The organism is Cupriavidus sp. C3SS-1, assembly GCF_057073755.1.
In genome coordinates this window covers 2,954,617-2,972,260 of record NZ_CP172699.1, presented here as the reverse complement: position 1 = coordinate 2,972,260, position 17,644 = coordinate 2,954,617, and the positions used below count along the sequence as shown (strand labels likewise).

General features: G+C 61.0%; 13 protein-coding genes, 2 tRNA genes and 3 rRNA genes. 13 read left to right on the top strand and 5 right to left on the bottom strand.

Features of this window, described 5'->3' with window-relative positions; all coding sequences use genetic code 11:
- The first annotated feature begins 204 nt into the window (after window positions 1-204).
- On the top strand, window positions 205-579 hold the full coding sequence (apaG, locus tag ACIGJC_RS13810; RefSeq protein ID WP_483709472.1) for a Co2+/Mg2+ efflux protein ApaG: 375 nt from the start codon (window positions 205-207) through the stop codon (window positions 577-579).
- Between the two features lie 24 nt (window positions 580-603).
- Here the strand turns inward: apaG and ACIGJC_RS13805 are convergent, their stop codons facing one another.
- A complete protein-coding gene (locus tag ACIGJC_RS13805) occupies window positions 604-816 on the bottom strand; it encodes a hypothetical protein (protein WP_483709471.1) in 213 nt (70 codons plus the stop codon).
- A 175-nt stretch (window positions 817-991) separates the two neighbouring features.
- Between ACIGJC_RS13805 and mltA the strand changes: the two genes are divergently transcribed.
- Window positions 992-2,080, top strand: coding sequence for a murein transglycosylase A (gene mltA / locus ACIGJC_RS13800; protein ID WP_483711547.1), 1,089 nt, complete (start codon window positions 992-994; stop codon window positions 2,078-2,080).
- 18 nt (window positions 2,081-2,098) lie between these two features.
- Here mltA and paaK read toward each other — a convergent pair whose 3' ends face one another.
- The 3 genes from paaK to paaG are packed head-to-tail and all read right to left on the bottom strand — an operon-like array spanning window position 2,099 to window position 4,780.
- Window positions 2,099-3,403: a phenylacetate--CoA ligase PaaK gene (gene paaK, locus ACIGJC_RS13795; RefSeq protein WP_483709470.1), complete on the bottom strand. Its 1,305-nt coding sequence runs from the start codon at window positions 3,401-3,403 to the stop codon at window positions 2,099-2,101.
- 60 nt (window positions 3,404-3,463) lie between these two features.
- Window positions 3,464-3,907, bottom strand: a complete 444-nt coding sequence (gene paaI / locus ACIGJC_RS13790; protein ID WP_483709469.1) for a hydroxyphenylacetyl-CoA thioesterase PaaI — start codon at window positions 3,905-3,907, stop codon at window positions 3,464-3,466.
- Window positions 3,908-3,955: 48 nt separating this feature from the next.
- Window positions 3,956-4,780, bottom strand: a complete 825-nt coding sequence (gene paaG / locus ACIGJC_RS13785; RefSeq protein WP_483709468.1) for a 2-(1,2-epoxy-1,2-dihydrophenyl)acetyl-CoA isomerase PaaG — start codon at window positions 4,778-4,780, stop codon at window positions 3,956-3,958.
- A 269-nt stretch (window positions 4,781-5,049) separates the two neighbouring features.
- On the opposite strand from paaG, the gene ACIGJC_RS13780 reads away from it, so the two are divergent.
- The 11 genes from ACIGJC_RS13780 (at window position 5,050) to ACIGJC_RS13730 (ending at window position 16,603) form a co-directional block, all read left to right on the top strand.
- Entirely contained in the window at window positions 5,050-5,847 is a 798-nt protein-coding gene (locus ACIGJC_RS13780; protein WP_483709467.1) for an amino acid ABC transporter substrate-binding protein, read from the top strand.
- 121 nt (window positions 5,848-5,968) lie between these two features.
- The gene (locus ACIGJC_RS13775) at window positions 5,969-6,622 is read left to right on the top strand and encodes an amino acid ABC transporter permease (RefSeq protein WP_483709466.1); all 654 of its coding nucleotides are present in this window, start codon (window positions 5,969-5,971) and stop codon (window positions 6,620-6,622) included.
- Window positions 6,623-6,659: 37 nt separating this feature from the next.
- The gene (locus ACIGJC_RS13770) at window positions 6,660-7,412 is read left to right on the top strand and encodes an amino acid ABC transporter ATP-binding protein (protein ID WP_483711546.1); all 753 of its coding nucleotides are present in this window, start codon (window positions 6,660-6,662) and stop codon (window positions 7,410-7,412) included.
- A gap of 334 nt (window positions 7,413-7,746) precedes the next feature.
- Window positions 7,747-8,916: a glycosyltransferase family 9 protein gene (locus ACIGJC_RS13765; RefSeq protein WP_483709464.1), complete on the top strand. Its 1,170-nt coding sequence runs from the start codon at window positions 7,747-7,749 to the stop codon at window positions 8,914-8,916.
- Window positions 8,859-9,635 carry an enoyl-CoA hydratase gene (locus ACIGJC_RS13760; RefSeq protein WP_483709463.1) on the top strand — a complete coding sequence of 259 codons (777 nt, stop codon included), beginning with the start codon at window positions 8,859-8,861 and terminating at the stop codon, window positions 9,633-9,635. The genes ACIGJC_RS13765 and ACIGJC_RS13760 overlap by 58 nt, the downstream gene beginning before the upstream one ends.
- A 571-nt stretch (window positions 9,636-10,206) precedes the next feature.
- Window positions 10,207-11,738 (top strand): 16S ribosomal RNA (locus ACIGJC_RS13755).
- Between the two features lie 64 nt (window positions 11,739-11,802).
- Window positions 11,803-11,879, top strand: a tRNA-Ile gene (locus tag ACIGJC_RS13750).
- Between the two features lie 11 nt (window positions 11,880-11,890).
- A tRNA-Ala gene (locus ACIGJC_RS13745) sits at window positions 11,891-11,966 on the top strand.
- Window positions 11,967-12,273: 307 nt separating this feature from the next.
- A 23S ribosomal RNA gene (locus tag ACIGJC_RS13740) occupies window positions 12,274-15,154 on the top strand.
- 126 nt (window positions 15,155-15,280) lie between these two features.
- Window positions 15,281-15,394: ribosomal RNA gene (gene rrf / locus ACIGJC_RS13735) — 5S ribosomal RNA — on the top strand.
- Together the 16S, 23S and 5S rRNA genes with 2 tRNA genes alongside form the textbook arrangement of a ribosomal RNA operon.
- Before the next feature lie 291 nt (window positions 15,395-15,685).
- Window positions 15,686-16,603: a DUF3047 domain-containing protein gene (locus ACIGJC_RS13730; protein ID WP_483709462.1), complete on the top strand. Its 918-nt coding sequence runs from the start codon at window positions 15,686-15,688 to the stop codon at window positions 16,601-16,603.
- A gap of 4 nt (window positions 16,604-16,607) precedes the next feature.
- Here ACIGJC_RS13730 and ACIGJC_RS13725 read toward each other — a convergent pair whose 3' ends face one another.
- Complete coding sequence (locus ACIGJC_RS13725) at window positions 16,608-17,636, bottom strand: DUF2891 domain-containing protein (protein WP_483709460.1); 1,029 nt, start codon at window positions 17,634-17,636, stop codon at window positions 16,608-16,610.
- Window positions 17,637-17,644: the final 8 nt, after the last annotated feature.

Sequence of the window (17,644 nt, the reverse complement as noted above, 5' to 3'; positions counted from 1 at the left end):
GGGGACAGTAGGGTGGCGGCGCGGCGGAATCGGGCGGGGTAGGCTCAAATGGAGTTCCCACGGGGCGATCCGGGGACTGCCGGCCGGCGAATGGCGCGTATTTTACGCCTGTCGGCGCTACGAGGCCGAGCCTGGCTTCGCACTTGCCGCTACCGGAGCCTTGCCGCACAATGCGCCTACCCTTGAGCCGGATTCCGCAGACAAATGAGCGAGTACGCTTTTTCCGTGGCGGTACGTACCCAGTACCTGCCCGACCAGTCCGACGCCGAACGCGGGCGCCATGCCTTCGCCTACACCATCACGATCCACAATACCGGCGAAGTCGCCGCGCAGCTGATCTCGCGCCACTGGATCATTACCGACAGCGACAATGCCTCGCAGGAAGTCGCGGGCCTGGGCGTGGTCGGCCACCAGCCGCTGCTCAAGCCGGGCGAGCATTTCGAGTACACCAGCTGGGCCACCATCTCGACGCCGGTGGGCTCGATGAAGGGCGAGTATTTCTGCGTGGCCGAGGACGGCCACCGCTTCGAGGTGCCGATTCCCGAATTCGCGCTGGTGCTGCCGCGCATGCTGCACTGAACCGCAGCGGCCCGCGCCGGGAACCTACTGGCGCGGCTGGCTGTCCTGATCCTGCGCCGGCTTTCGGTTCTGGTTCTGGCCCTGGCGCGACGGGTGGTCGGCGGGGGCACGGGATGGGCGCGGGTTCTTCTTCGCCGTGCCCATGGTCCAGACCACGATGAAGATCAGCAGCAACAGCGCCACGCCGGCTTCAGCCGCGAACAACAGCATCGGGTGGGCTTCAAGGAACTCGGACATGATCGGGACGGCGGGGACCTTTACGGGCGCCGCAACGGTGACGATTGACGCCGGGCATTGTAGGGCATCGGCCCCGATGCATGCGCGGCGGCGCTGGACAATACGAACTGACAAGATGGCAATTCCGCATTTCTATTCCGCGTACCCGCGACCGAAGGACAGGCCCCAAGCCAGCATGCCGCGGCGCGGCTGGGCCGCTCTGGCCGCTGGCGCCGCGCTGCTGGCCGGCTGCATGAGCGGGCCGCCGCCGCGCATCGAGACCGGCGGCACGCCCGGCACGACGGCCCCGACCCCGGGCACGCAGAAGGGCCGATTGCAGGCCGCGAACTGGAACGAAATCAACGGCTGGAGCCAGGATGACATGCGCGCCGCGTGGCCGGCGCTGCAAGCCAGCTGCCAGGCGCTGAAGAAGCGCGCCGAATGGGGCCGCGCCTGCGCCGCGGGCCTGATGGTCGACGCCGGCGATCTCGTCGCCATGCGCGCCTACTTCGAAACCAATTTCCAGCCGTTCCGCGTCATCAACGGCGACGGCTCCGACAGCGGCCTGATCACCGGCTACTACGAACCCATCCTGCACGGTTCGCGCACGCGCCAGGGCCAGTTCCAGATTCCGCTGTACCGCAAGCCGGCGCAGATGGCCGGCCGGCCGCTGCCCGCGCGGGCCGAGCTGCTGCAGAACCCGTCCATGCGCGGCAACGAACTGGTGTGGGTGGACGACGCAGTGGAGGCCGCTTTCCTGCAGATCCAGGGTTCTGGCCGTATCCGGCTGCCCAACGGCACCCTGATGCGCGTGGGCTTTGGCGGCACCAACGACCAGCCGTTCCGCTCGTTCGGCAAATGGCTGCTCGACCGCGGCGAGATCACGCCGGCGCAGGCGACCATGCAAGGCATCAAGGCGTGGGCGCGTGCCAATCCGTCGCGCGTCGAAGAGATGCTCAACGTGAATCCGCGTTTCGTGTTCTTCCGCGAACTGCCGCCGACCAATGACGGTCCGGTCGGCGCGCTGGGCGTGCCGCTGACGGCGGAGCGCTCGATCGCGGTCGATCCGGCCACCATCCCGCTGGGCGTTCCGGTGTTCCTGTCGACCACGCGTCCGCTGTCGACCGAACCGATCGAGCGGCTGATGTTCGCGCAGGATACCGGCAGCGCCATCAAGGGCGGCGTGCGCGCGGATTTCTTCTGGGGTGCCGGCGATGCGGCGGGCGAGACCGCCGGCCGCATGAAGCAGGGCGGCAGGATGTGGGTGCTGATGCCGCGCAGCTGACGCCCGCGGCCGCAGTGCCTAGCGCGGGCGCTGGTCGACGATTCGCCTTGCCTTGCCGACCGAGCGCTCGATGCCGCCGGCAGGCAGCACCTCGATGCCGGCGCTTACGCCGATATACGCCTTGATATCGTGGGCCAGTGCCTCGCGCGCGGCCTGCGCCGTCGCCGGTTCGTTGCCATGGGCGCACTCCACGCGCACCGTCAGCGTGTCCATCGGACCCTCTCGCGTCAGCACACACTGGTAGTGCGGCGCCAGTTCGGGGCGCTTCAGAATCAGCTCCTCGATCTGCGACGGGAACACGTTCACGCCGCGTACGATCATCATGTCGTCGGTGCGGCCGGTTACCTTTTCCATGCGTCGGAACGCCACTCGCGCCGTGCCCGGCAGCAGCCGGGTCAGGTCGCGGGTGCGGTAGCGGACCACCGGCATCGCTTCCTTCGTCAGCGAGGTGAATACCAGTTCACCGAACTCACCATCGGGCAGCACCGCGCCGGTATCCGGGTCGATGATCTCGGGGTAGAAGTGGTCTTCCCAGATGGTCGGGCCGTCCTTGGTCTCGGCACATTCATTGGCAACGCCCGGGCCCATCACCTCGGACAGGCCGTAGATGTCCACCGCCGAAATGTTCATGCGCTTTTCGATCGCTAGCCGCATTTCCGGCGTCCACGGCTCGGCGCCGAAGATCCCTACGCGCAGCGAGGTCGTGGCCGGGTCGATGCCCTGGCGCTCGAATTCGTCGGCGATCGCCAGCATGTAGCTGGGCGTGACCATGATGATCTCAGGCTTGAAATCCAGGATCAGCTGCACCTGCCGCTCGGTCTGCCCGCCACCGAACGGGATTGCCGTGAGGCCGGCCTTTTCCACGCCGTAGTGCGCTCCGAGGCCGCCGGTGAACAAGCCATAGCCGTAGCTGATGTGGACCTTGTCGCCGCGCCGGGCGCCGGCCGCGCGGATCGATCGCGCCATCACGGTGGCCCAGGTATCGATGTCCTTGAGCGTATAGCCGACCACCGTCGGCTTGCCCGTGGTGCCCGACGAGGCATGCACGCGCGCCACGCGGTCCTGCGGCACGGCGAACATGCCGAACGGGTAATTGTCGCGCAGGTCCTGCTTGCTCGTGAACGGGAAGCGCGCCAGGTCCGCCAGCGTCTGGACCTGGTCCGGATGCACGCCGGCCTCGTCGAACTTGCGGCGGTAGACCGGTGAATGCTCGTAGGCATGATGCAGCGACCACTTCAGGCGTTCGAGCTGCAGCGCGTGCAGTTCGGCGCGGCTGGCGGTCTCGATGGGCTCGAGCGGAAGATCGGTCAGGCGCGTACTCATCTCGTCTCCTGCAAGGGGGGCGTTCTTGTCGATGACATTGTCTGCATGCCCGGCCAGGCTTCAGGCGACGCTGTCCGGCGGTACCACGTGTCCCTTGATCTGCGCCGACTTGCCACGGAACATCGCCACGGCTTCGCCGGCCGCATTGGTCACGCGGATATCGTAGATGCCGTGCCGACCGGACAGGGTCTGCTCCGCGGCCTCGGCCGTCAGCACATCGCCGCCGTGCACGGGCTTCAGGAACTCGATGCTGCAACCCGCTGCCACCGTGTTGATATTGTGGCTATTGCACGCGAAAGCGAAGCTGGAGTCAGCCAGTGTAAACATCAGGCCGCCGTGGCAGATGCCGTGCCCATTGAGGAATTCCGGACGCACCGGCATGGTCAGGCGGGCGTAGCCGGGCCGTACTTCCTGCACCACGATGCCCAGCCAGCGGCTGCAGGTATCGGCTTCGTACATGGCGGCGGCGGCCGCCTCGGCAAGTGCCTGCGGATTCTTGGTCAAGCGGATCTCCTGTCTCTCGGTGGGCCGGCGCCGGATGGCGCCTGCCGGTCAGCGGCCGGTGAACCTGGGTGCGCGCTTTTCCAGGAAGGCATTGACGCCTTCCGCATAATCGGCGGATTGCCCCAGCTCGCGCTGCAGGTCCCGCTCCAGATCGAGCTGCGTATCCAGCGTCGAGGTGCCGCTGGCATACATGGCACGCTTGATTGCCGCGAGCGCGCGCGTGGGCTGGGCCGCGAGATGCGTGGCGAGCGCCAGCGCCTGCTCTTGCAGCAGGGGATCGTCCATGATGTCCCAGACCAGGCCCCATCGCTCGGCCTCTTCGGCCGTGAGCTTGTCGCCGGTCATGGCCAGGCCCATGGCGCGTGCCATGCCGATCCGCTTGGGCAGCAGCCAGGTGCCGCCGGAATCGGGCACCAGCCCGATCTTGACGAAGGCCTGGATGAAACTGGCCGAGCGCGCCGCCAGCACTATGTCGCAGGCCAGCGCCAGGTTAGCGCCGGCGCCCGCGGCGGTGCCGTTCACGGCGGCGACCACCGGCAGGGGCAGGGCCTGCAAGCGGCGCACGAGCGGATTGAAATAGCTGTCGATCAGTGTGCCCAGGTCTGTCATCTTGCCCGGCGTGAAATCCAGGTCGGCAAGATCCTGACCAGCGCAGAAGCCGCGGCCGGCGCCGGTCAGCAGCAGCGCGCGGGCGCCGCCTGCCTCCACGTGGTCGAGCGCCTGCTGGAGCGCTCCGTGCATCTCGCGGGTGAAGCTGTTCAGCTTGTCGGGGCGGTTCAGGGTGATGACGGCCACATTGCCTTGCCATGCCAGCAAGACCGGGCCGGAGTCCAGGCTGGCCGGCTGGCCAGCGGGCGCGGACATCGGGGGCATTGTTGTCTCCTGCCTTTATATTGTTGCCATGCGGTTTTTAATTAACCGACCGGACGGTCGGTGAATGTTAGCACCAAAAATCTGAGTCGGGTTGTCTTGCCTCAGTGCCTTATCGGTCGCGGCGCGACAGGCTTTGCGCGATTGCCGGCGCCCCTCGCAATGCTGGCGGAGGGTGTCGCTCTATAATCCCGCTGCAAACAATAACCTGAAACCCGTCGGTCTCCTTACCCGGACGCCGGTGTGCCTGTCTATTCGCATTGGATACCTCCATGAAGAAGTTCGCTGCACTACTCCTGATTTCGACCGTCGCGCTGCTTGGCGCGTGCGGCAAGAAGGAATCGGCCCCCGCCGCCAATACGGAGCCGGCACCGGCTGCGGCCACCAGGATCATCGTCGGCCTCGACGACAACTTCCCGCCGATGGGCTTTCGCGACAGCAACAACGAACTAGTCGGCTTCGATATCGACATGGCGAAGGAGGCGAGCCACCGCCTCGGCATGACGGTTGAATTCAAGCCGATCGACTGGAGCGCGAAGGAAGCAGAGCTCAATGGCAAGCGCGTGGACGTCCTGTGGAACGGCCTGACCATCACGGAAGAGCGCAAGCAGAACATCAGCTTTACCGCTCCCTACATGACGAACCACCAGATCATCATTGTCGGGATCAAGTCGCCGGTGAAGACCAAGGCCGACCTGGCCGGCCGCATCGTCGGCGCGCAGGACGGCAGCAGCGCGGTGGATGCCATCAAGAAGGAAGCCGCGGTCGCGGCCAGCCTGAAGGAACTCAAGACCTTCGGCGATAACGTGACGGCCTTGATGGACCTGTCGACCGGCCGCCTCGACGCCATCGTGGTGGACGAAGTGGTGGGCCGCTACCTCATCAGCAAGCGCGCCGGCGAATACCGCGTGCTGGACGAGAACTTCGGCACCGAAGACTACGGCGTTGGCGTGCGCAAGGACGACGCGGAGCTGCTTGGCAAGCTCGACAAGACCCTCGGTTCGATGAAGGAAGACGGCACGGCCGCCCGCATCGCCACGAAGTGGTTCGGCGCCGACATCACCAAGTAATCCCGACCTTTCGCGACGTCCTGCGCTGCGTTGGCGCGGCGTCGCGCCTTATCGCGGTCCGGGGGCGGCTCGGTATTCACGGCCCGCCGCCCCGACCCGAACCCATTCCATCCGCGCAAGCATGGATTACGTCTTATCCCTTCTGTCGCCTTTGGCGCAGGGTGCGAAAGTCACCCTCACACTGTTCTTCATCACGCTGGCTCTTTCTGTACCGCTGGGCCTCGCGCTGGCGCTGGCCCGCATCTCGAAATGGCCGCTGCTGAGTGGCCTCGTCAACGGCTATATCTGGCTGATGCGCGGCACGCCGCTGATGCTGCAGATGCTGTTCATCTATTTCGCGCTGCCGTTCGTGCCGGTCGTTGGCGTGCGCCTGCCAGACTTTCCCTCTGCCGTGGTGGCATTCGCGTTGAACTACGCGGCCTATTTCGCGGAGATCTTCCGCGCCGGGATCAAATCGGTCGACCGCGGCCAGTATGAAGCCAGCAAGGCGCTGGGCATGACCTACTTCCAGACCATGCGGCGCGTCGTGCTGCCGCAGATGGTCAGCCGCGTCCTGCCGCCGGTCAGCAACGAGACCATCACGCTGATCAAGGACACGTCGCTGATCTATGTCCTGGCGCTCAACGATATCCTGCGCACCGCGCGCGGCATCGTGCAGCGCGATTTCACCACCACGCCTTTCCTGGTCGCCGCGCTCTTCTATCTGGTGATGACGCTGATCCTGACCTGGCTCTTCCAGCACCTCGAGAAACGCTATGCCAAACATGATGACTGATCGCGCCGGAACCGATTCCAGCCGCGCACCTGGTGTCATGGTCGCGGCCCGGGACATCGTCAAGGCGTTCGGGCCGCTGCGGGTTCTGCACGGAGTCTCCCTGACTTTGCGCAAGGGTGACGTCACTGCGGTGATCGGCCCCTCCGGCTCGGGCAAGAGCACCTTGCTGCGCTGCCTCAACCATCTCGAGGTGATCGACAGCGGCAATATTGAAATCGAAGGCGAGGCGCTGGCGGCCACGGGGTCCGACGGCGCCGCCAAATACGTGCCGGATGCGGAAATTCGCCGCATCTGCCGCAAGATGGGCATGGTGTTCCAGTCCTTCAACCTGTTCCCGCACATGACGGTGCTGCAGAACATCATCGAAGCACCGATGACCGTCAAGGGTTTGTCGCGCGATGCCGCGATTCCCAAGGCGGAGGAACTGCTGCGCAAGGTTGGCCTCCTGGCCAAGCGGGACAACTATCCGGCGCGGCTATCTGGCGGACAGAAGCAGCGCGTGGCCATCGCGCGGGCACTGGCGATGGAACCCGACATCATGCTGTTCGACGAGCCGACGTCGGCGCTCGATCCGGAGTTGACCGGAGAAGTCCTTCGTACCATGCGACAGCTCGCGGACGAGCATATGACCATGCTGGTCGTCACGCACGAGATGGGCTTCGCACGCGAAGTCGCCAATCATGTGGTGTTTATGGACGAGGGCAGGATCCTCGAGGAAGGGCCGCCCGAGCAGGTATTCGGCGCGCCGAGCCACGCCCGCACACGGGAATTCCTGGCTCACATGCTCTGATCCGGTGGTGGGCATCGCATGAGAGAACTTCATGCGATACGGCCCCATCGTTTGCCCCTTCAGGAGGACGCAATGTCTTCCTATCCGCCTTCGTCGCCTATGGTTGAAGGCTGGCGGCCGGCCGCCCGTTAACAGCGATGTATCTTGTAAGTTACATTGTCTCTCCGTCGAGTGATCAAAAAATCACTGTTGGAATAAATCATTTGCAGGCAACCAAAGTATATTTCGCCTGTCTTTATATCCGAACAAAGTTGAAAGACTCGGCGCCACGACGTCCCGGGTCGGCGAGCTGCCGGATATATCGGCCAACAAGATTGCGGAAGCTGGGGAGTCAATGTTGCACAAAACGAAATTGGCTGACGGGAAATCGAGGCGGCGGGCACTGGTTCTTTGCATTGGCGGCCTGGGTGATGTCGTGTGGGCCAGCGCATCCATCGACGCCTTGAGGGAAACCTATGGCAACGATTTGGAGATCGACCTGCTGCTGAAGCACCGGTCTGGCGATCTGTTCGAGCACGACCCCCGCATTTCGCGGGTCCTCATACTGCGCGGTGGTCCCAGGCTTCCGTTGTTGGTGAATCCGCACAAGTGGCTGATCCTTTCGCGGGCGCTGCTTCGTTATCCGTATCACCTGATATTGGACCTGACCATCAACCGGACGGACTTCTTCCCCAGCCTGGGCTGGTGCTTCCCGGTTGCCCGCAAGGTCAAGGTCTATAAGGTGCGCCATGAAGTGGATCCGCCAGACACCCACAGGACCAAGGTGGTCCAGCGCCTGCTGGCCTATTGCACCCCAGACCATATCGCCGGTCGTGCCATGCCTTCGCTGCGAAGGCCGGACATTGATATCCGCGCACGCTTTGGCCTGGAAACGCCTTGTATCTGCCTGCATACCGGGAACAGTTCGTTCTATCACAAGCGGGCCAATACGCGCCTGTGGCCGGTGGAGCGATGGATCGGCTTGCTGGAGGGCTGGTCGCGATTCTTTCCCGACCATCGGCCCGTGCTGATTGGAACGCCGGCGGAAGCGGAGCATGTCGCACAGATCGCGGCGAAGTTTCCCGATGTCTTGAATCTCTGTGGGAAAACTTCGTTGCCCGAAATGATGGCGTTGATCGCTGACTCGGCTTTGTTGATCGGCACGGATACGGGGCCCACACACGTCGCGGCGGCATTCCGCACGCCGGTCATCGCGATCTTCGGGCCGACGCTGTCGCACGTGACGGGCCCGGCCGGGGACGGCGAGTGCATGCGTATCGTCAAGCCATTGACGGGCACACGGATCGAGGACGTCCGGGTGGACCAGGTCGTCAGCGCCGCGCACGAGCTGATTTCGAGCCGGGAGGATCTCAGCTCCGCGGCGCAATCGGCTGCAACACAATCGGGTAACGTGGCAGACTTGCTGCCGGATCAACATCTGGTTCTTTTGCAGACAAAGGAGAAGACATGTCGTACGAAAACATCCTGGTGGAAACGCGCGGCCGGGTTGGACTGGTCACGCTGAACCGCCCCAAAGCCCTGAACGCGCTCAATGACGCGCTGATGGACGAACTGGGCGCCGCGCTGACGGCTTTCGACAAGGATGAAGGCATCGGCGCCATCGTTATTACCGGCAGCGAGAAGGCTTTCGCCGCCGGCGCCGATATCGGCATGATGTCCAAGTATTCGTTCATGGATGTGTACAAGGGCGACTACATCACCCGTAACTGGGAAACCATCCGCACCATCCGCAAGCCGGTCATTGCTGCCGTAGCGGGCTATGCGCTTGGTGGCGGTTCCGAGCTCGCCATGATGTGCGACATCATCATCGCTGCCGAAAACGCGCGCTTTGGCCAGCCGGAAGTCAAGCTCGGTACCATGCCGGGTGCGGGCGGCACGCAGCGCATGCCGCGCGCAGTGTCCAAGGCCAAGGCCATGGACCTGTGCCTGACCGCCCGCATGATGGATGCCGCTGAGGCCGAACGCGCTGGCCTGGTGTCGCGCGTGGTGCCGGCCGACAAGCTCATGGACGAGGCCCTGTCGGCGGCGGAAGCCATCGCCGGCTTCTCGTTGCCGGTGGTCATGATGATCAAGGAGTCGATCAACGCGGCCTACGAAACCACGCTGGCGGAAGGCGTGCGCTTCGAGCGCCGGCTGTTCCATTCGACGTTTGCCAGCGAAGACCAGAAGGAAGGGATGGCGGCTTTCGTCGAGAAACGCAGCCCGGATTTCAAGCATCGCTGATAAGTTGATAGGCGAATACCCGATGGTTTTCATTGGGTATTCAGTTTCGCGATCTCAGGGAAAACCCGATATTTCCTTATTGATCAATGGTTTGGGTCTGAAGGTGGGGGCGGGTTGCGTTGCGCTTGTGACAAAGGTGGTTGCAAGCTCCGGAAATCCCCCCTAATATTCGCCCCCTCGCAACACACCGCGGCGCTGCAAAGCAGGCGCAGCAAGGGTTGCGGGGTTGATCGGGTGGTTCGGCGGCGCGAAGTTGGCGCGACGAACGGAGCAAAAAAGATTGCTGGCCTGGTTGACGAAACGAAGAAAGTGCTACATAATCTCGTTTCTCTGCTGCAGACAACGCAGCGCGCTGAACGGCAAAGCCGGCAGCGAAGTTCTTTAACAACCAAACAACCGATAAGTGTGGGCGCTGGGTAGCGGACGCACGAAGTCTTCGACTTCGGAGCTTCACAAGTTATACAGTGCTCGCACAGCAAAACGTGACTGGATTTTCGGATCTGGTCAGTCAGTTTTCTGAGAGTGAGCGACCGCTCGAAAGAGCGAGGACCTTCGGGTCCACACAGAGATTGAACTGAAGAGTTTGATCCTGGCTCAGATTGAACGCTGGCGGCATGCCTTACACATGCAAGTCGAACGGCAGCACGGGCTTCGGCCTGGTGGCGAGTGGCGAACGGGTGAGTAATACATCGGAACGTGCCCTGTCGTGGGGGATAACTAGTCGAAAGATTAGCTAATACCGCATACGACCTGAGGGTGAAAGCGGGGGACCGCAAGGCCTCGCGCGATAGGAGCGGCCGATGTCTGATTAGCTAGTTGGTGGGGTAAAGGCCTACCAAGGCGACGATCAGTAGCTGGTCTGAGAGGACGATCAGCCACACTGGGACTGAGACACGGCCCAGACTCCTACGGGAGGCAGCAGTGGGGAATTTTGGACAATGGGGGCAACCCTGATCCAGCAATGCCGCGTGTGTGAAGAAGGCCTTCGGGTTGTAAAGCACTTTTGTCCGGAAAGAAAACCTCTGCCCTAATACGGCGGGGGGATGACGGTACCGGAAGAATAAGCACCGGCTAACTACGTGCCAGCAGCCGCGGTAATACGTAGGGTGCGAGCGTTAATCGGAATTACTGGGCGTAAAGCGTGCGCAGGCGGTTTGATAAGACAGGCGTGAAATCCCCGAGCTTAACTTGGGAATGGCGCTTGTGACTGTCAGGCTAGAGTATGTCAGAGGGGGGTAGAATTCCACGTGTAGCAGTGAAATGCGTAGAGATGTGGAGGAATACCGATGGCGAAGGCAGCCCCCTGGGACGTCACTGACGCTCATGCACGAAAGCGTGGGGAGCAAACAGGATTAGATACCCTGGTAGTCCACGCCCTAAACGATGTCAACTAGTTGTTGGGGATTCATTTCTTCAGTAACGTAGCTAACGCGTGAAGTTGACCGCCTGGGGAGTACGGTCGCAAGATTAAAACTCAAAGGAATTGACGGGGACCCGCACAAGCGGTGGATGATGTGGATTAATTCGATGCAACGCGAAAAACCTTACCTACCCTTGACATGCCACTAACGAAGCAGAGATGCATTAGGTGCCCGAAAGGGAAAGTGGACACAGGTGCTGCATGGCTGTCGTCAGCTCGTGTCGTGAGATGTTGGGTTAAGTCCCGCAACGAGCGCAACCCTTGTCTCTAGTTGCTACGAAAGGGCACTCTAGAGAGACTGCCGGTGACAAACCGGAGGAAGGTGGGGATGACGTCAAGTCCTCATGGCCCTTATGGGTAGGGCTTCACACGTCATACAATGGTGCGTACAGAGGGTTGCCAACCCGCGAGGGGGAGCTAATCCCAGAAAACGCATCGTAGTCCGGATCGTAGTCTGCAACTCGACTACGTGAAGCTGGAATCGCTAGTAATCGCGGATCAGCATGCCGCGGTGAATACGTTCCCGGGTCTTGTACACACCGCCCGTCACACCATGGGAGTGGGTTTTGCCAGAAGTAGTTAGCCTAACCGCAAGGAGGGCGATTACCACGGCAGGGTTCATGACTGGGGTGAAGTCGTAACAAGGTAGCCGTATCGGAAGGTGCGGCTGGATCACCTCCTTTCCAGAGGCGCGCGTTCTGCGTGTCCAGTGCCCACACTTATCGGTTTGTTTGCTGTTACAGCCAAGGGTCTGTAGCTCAGGTGGTTAGAGCACCGTCTTGATAAGGCGGGGGTCGTAGGTTCAAGTCCTACCAGACCCACCAAGTTATCCGAGGGGGGATTAGCTCAGCTGGGAGAGCACCTGCTTTGCAAGCAGGGGGTCGTCGGTTCGATCCCGTCATCCTCCACCATCGCTCTGACGAGTGAGTTGCGGAAAACCTGGAATTGGTTGTCAAAGGAAAGCATTTATTGAGTGCTTCCCTTTGGCATTGCCAAGCGATCGCGGGTCTGCCCTGCGAATCGGCTGTTCTTTAACAATATGGGATGTAGTAAAGGTGTCGCGCGAGCGTTGATGAGACGCTGCAGTAACCAACGCGATACCGGGTTGTGATTGTATCAACCAAAATGTATTTAAGTGATCGAAAGATGACTTGGAATACGGCACAAATGCGAGAACTCACCTGTAGCGACTGTCTCACTGAGACACACTCGTTATAGGGTCAAGCGAACAAGTGCATGTGGTGGATGCCTTGGCGATCACAGGCGATGAAGGACGCGGTAGCCTGCGAAAAGCTTCGGGGAGCTGGCAAACAAGCTTTGATCCGGAGATGTCCGAATGGGGAAACCCGGCCCGAATGGGTCATCCCTGGCTGAATACATAGGCCAGGGAAGCGAACGCGGCGAACTGAAACATCTAAGTAGCTGCAGGAACAGAAATCAACCGAGATTCCCAGAGTAGTGGCGAACGAAATGGGAAGAGCCTTGTACTCTTTAGCAGTGTTGTTAGCAGAACGGGATGGAAAGCCCGGCCATAGCAGGTGATAGCCCTGTATGCGAAAACAGCGTTGTGGAACTAGGTGTACGACAAGTAGGGCGGGACACGTGAAATCCTGTCTGAAGATGGGGGGACCATCCTCCAAGGCTAAATACTCGTGATCGACCGATAGTGAACCAGTACCGTGAGGGAAAGGCGAAAAGAACCCCGGGAGGGGAGTGAAATAGATCCTGAAACCGCATGCATACAAACAGTCGGAGCCTGGAAACGGGTGACGGCGTACCTTTTGTATAATGGGTCAGCGACTTACATTCAGTGGCAAGCTTAACCGATTAGGGCAGGCGTAGCGAAAGCGAGTCCGAACAGGGCGTTCAGTCGCTGGGTGTAGACCCGAAACCAGATGATCTATCCATGGCCAGGTTGAAGGTGCGGTAACACGTACTGGAGGACCGAACCCACTAACGTTGAAAAGTTAGGGGATGAGCTGTGGATAGGGGTGAAAGGCTAAACAAATCTGGAAATAGCTGGTTCTCTCCGAAAACTATTTAGGTAGTGCCTCGTGTCTCACCTTCGGGGGTAGAGCACTGTCATGGTTGGGGGGTCTATTGCTGATTACCCCGCCATAGCAAACTCCGAATACCGAAGAGTGCAATCACGGGAGACAGACATCGGGTGCTAACGTCCGGTGTCAAGAGGGAAACAACCCAGACCGCCAGCTAAGGTCCCCAAATATAGCTAAGTGGGAAACGAAGTGGGAAGGCTAAAACAGTCAGGAGGTTGGCTTAGAAGCAGCCACCCTTTAAAGAAAGCGTAATAGCTCACTGATCGAGTCGTCCTGCGCGGAAGATGTAACGGGGCTAAGCTATATACCGAAGCTGCGGACGCACAGCAATGTGCGTGGTAGGAGAGCGTTCCGTAAGCCTGTGAAGGTGTCTTGTAAAGGATGCTGGAGGTATCGGAAGTGCGAATGCTGACATGAGTAGCGATAAAGGGGGTGAAAGGCCCCCTCGCCGTAAGCCCAAGGTTTCCTACGCAACGTTCATCGGCGTAGGGTGAGTCGGCCCCTAAGGCGAGGCAGAGATGCGTAGCTGATGGGAAGCAGGTTAATATTCCTGCACCGTCGTATGATGCGATGGGGGGACGGATCGCGGAAGGTTGTCCGGGTGTTGGAAGTCCCGGTCCCTGTAGTGGAGAAGGCGCTTAGGCAAATCCGGGCGCGTAATTCAAGGCTATGGGGCGAGCGGCCTAGTGCTGCGAAGCAATTGGAAGTGGTTCCAAGAAAAGCCTCTAAGCTTCAGTCATACGAGACCGTACCGCAAACCGACACAGGTGGGCGAGATGAGTATTCTAAGGCGCTTGAGAGAACTCGGGAGAAGGAACTCGGCAAATTGGTACCGTAACTTCGGGATAAGGTACGCCCTGGTAGCTTGACTGGCCTGCGCCAGAAGGGTGAAGGGGTTGCAATAAAATGGTGGCTGCGACTGTTTAATAAAAACACAGCACTCTGCAAACACGAAAGTGGACGTATAGGGTGTGACGCCTGCCCGGTGCCGGAAGATTAAATGATGGGGTGCAAGCTCTTGATTGAAGTCCCGGTAAACGGCGGCCGTAACTATAACGGTCCTAAGGTAGCGAAATTCCTTGTCGGGTAAGTTCCGACCTGCACGAATGGCGTAACGATGGCCACACTGTCTCCTCCCGAGACTCAGCGAAGTTGAAGTGTTTGTGATGATGCAATCTCCCCGCGGCTAGACGGAAAGACCCCATGAACCTTTACTGTAGCTTTGCATTGGACTTTGAACCGATCTGTGTAGGATAGGTGGGAGGCTTTGAAGCGTGGACGCTAGTCTACGTGGAGCCGTCCTTGAAATACCACCCTGGTTTGTTTGAGGTTCTAACCTTGGCCCGTGAATCCGGGTCGGGGACAGTGCATGGTAGGCAGTTTGACTGGGGCGGTCTCCTCCCAAAGTGTAACGGAGGAGTTCGAAGGTACGCTTGGTACGGTCGGACATCGTACCTAAAGTGCAATGGCAAAAGCGTGCTTAACTGCGAGACCGACAAGTCGAGCAGGTGCGAAAGCAGGACATAGTGATCCGGTGGTTCTGAATGGAAGGGCCATCGCTCAACGGATAAAAGGTACTCTGGGGATAACAGGCTGATACCGCCCAAGAGTTCATATCGACGGCGGTGTTTGGCACCTCGATGTCGGCTCATCTCATCCTGGGGCTGTAGCCGGTCCCAAGGGTATGGCTGTTCGCCATTTAAAGAGGTACGTGAGCTGGGTTTAAAACGTCGTGAGACAGTTTGGTCCCTATCTGCCGTGGGCGTTGGAATCTTGACGGGGGCTGCTCCTAGTACGAGAGGACCGGAGTGGACGTACCGCTGGTGTACCTGTTGTCTCGCCAGAGGCATCGCAGGGTAGCTATGTACGGAAGAGATAACCGCTGAAAGCATCTAAGCGGGAAACTCGCCTGAAGATGAGGATTCCCTGGCGGCTTGACCGCCTTGAAGGGTCGTTCGAGACCAGGACGTTGATAGGCTGGGTGTGGAAGCGCAGTAATGCGTTAAGCTAACCAGTACTAATTGCCCGTAAGGCTTGATCCTATAACCAGTGTGTTTTAGCCTGGTGAGAGAATCGCCTGTGCCGTGCGTTGACAAGCACAACCCAAGACTACAGAACTACATCCCGAATTGGTGAGGTTGACCGCGTCAGCCTCACAACCCCTTATGCCTGGTGACCATAGCGAGTTGGAACCACCCCTTCCCATCCCGAACAGGTCCGTGAAACGACTCCGCGCCGATGATAGTGCGGATTACCCGTGTGAAAGTAGGTCATCGCCAGGCTCTTACAACGCAAAACCCCTCGACAGCATGTGCTGCGAGGGGTTTTTGCTTTGGTGGCCGGTGCCATAAGCACGATCCCGCCAACCTCTGATCGTTTCCGGCTGTTGTTTGCCTGCGATTGAGGGTACCGGAGTATTACGGGCGTGCACCGCTTCTGATAACGTCCATCCCAAGTCCGGGGCTAACCGGGATGAAGCAGTCTGCCGCGCGCAAAACGCGGCAAGCAGTACGTAATACAAAGGCCCGCTGCAAAGCAGCAGTGCGGGCGGATTTCCGGAAGCAGGGGGTCACATGGCGGCCAGGACGTATCGGCTTGTATTGACTGGCGTGGCGGTCGCGCTGACGTTGGCGGGATGCGCATCGACGCAGGTCAGTCCGCCTCCAGACCCCGCATCGATGGCGGCCGCTTCCTCCATCGATTGCAAGGTCTTCGCGGCACGCGCCGCGGTGGACGCAAAAGGCCCTGCCGATGTGCCGGTGGCCGATGCAATGACTGCCGCAAACGAGCAAGCGGTCGAGGCGGAAGCCGGCGATGATGGCGATGCCGCGCCCCCTCCGCTTCTGGCGAGCCTCCCAAGGTTTTCCGCTGCCCCCCTGCAGAACCGCCTCCCAGTCGGCTGGCAACCCTGGACAATCAACCGCAATAAGATCCCGACACGCTATACGCTGGCCGAAGTGGATCAACGCGTCGTCGTCCACGCCCAAGCCGACAGTTCCGCTTCCGGCCTCTACGTGCCCTTGCGCGAACGTGATGCCGGCATGGTGCGCTGGACCTGGAAAACCAACGGCATCATCCGCAACGCGGACAACGGCCAGGGCAATCGCGAAGATTCTCCGCTGCGGCTGTTTGTCGCGTTCGACGGCGACAGGAGCAGCCTGTCACTGAAGGATCAGCTCATGTACGAAATGGCGCGTCTGACGACGGGCCGTGAAATGCCGTACGCAACGCTGATGTATATCTGGGGCGGCAAGCGCCCCGAGGGCTCGGTCCTGCCTAATCCCCATACCGATCGTGTCCGCATGATCGTCGTGGATAGCGGCACGAAGCACGCCAATGAATGGCGTTGTCACGAGCGCGACCTGCGCGCCGACTACCGCAAGGCCTTTGGCACGGACCCCGGCCGGGTCATTGCCGTCGGCATCATGACCGATACCGACAACACCCGCAGCAAGGCCGAGTCCTGGTACGGCGATATCGCGCTGGACTAGATGGTCATGGGCCGCCAACCGGTTCGCTGAGCGCCAGCACCGCGAACGACGCAAGCCAGTGCGTCGCGACATAGCCGCCACCAAAAGCCTGCGGCAGCGAGGCTTCGATATGGTCCGACCAGGCGCGTATCGCCAGCGGCCGCAAGTCCTCGGGCAAGGCTGGCTCAAGCATGCGCCAGCACCACGCACGTGACAGGTTGAGACCGTCGAGGTGCGTCATCTTCGGGTCGGTGCGATCGGCGACCGCCACGGGTGTCAGCCAGTTCGCCAGCTCCGTGCGCGGCGGGGTGAACAGCTCCCACCATTCGGCAAAGGCGCATCCGTCCATAACGGCGTGCATCAGCACAGCCTCCGTCAACCCGCCCGAGAGGAATTCATCACCGCCAGGTTCATAGCGGGCAGGGTAGCGCTGATCGTGGCCAAACCAGCGATGCGCGCGCCGGACAATGGCCCGGCGCAGCGCGTGATGCTGGTCCGTGCGCGCATAAAAGAGCGCCATGATCAGCGCAAACGCGCTGTTGAAGTGCGTGCCGGTACGGACCGGGAAATCCGCCACATCGAGATAGTCGACAAGCTGCTGCGCCAGATGCCGTGCCAGCGGCGCACAGCATTCGGCCCATCGGGCCGCCTGCGCATCGTGCGCGCCGGCGGACTGCAGCTCTCCCTGCAACCGCAGCAGCCAGGCCCAGCCATAGGGCCGTTCGAACGTGCGCGACGCCGGCCGCTGGAAGTACGCCAGCTCTGCTTCCATTGCCTCGGGCCGAAACTGACGGTCCAGCGTAGTCCTGATCCGCGATGCCTCGTCAAGGTCGGGCCAGATCGACAGCAGGCGGACCAGCATCCAGTGCATATGCACGCTGGAGTGCCAGTCATAACTGCCACAGAACACTGGATGCAGGACGCCGGGGTCGAGTGGCTCCCCAGGCCCTGTCATCATGTGCTCCAACTTGTACGGATAGCGGCGCCCGACATTCTCCAGCGCCACCCGGGCAAAACGCTCCGCCGTATTTCGATCGAGTGCGATGCGCGCCATGGCTGTCG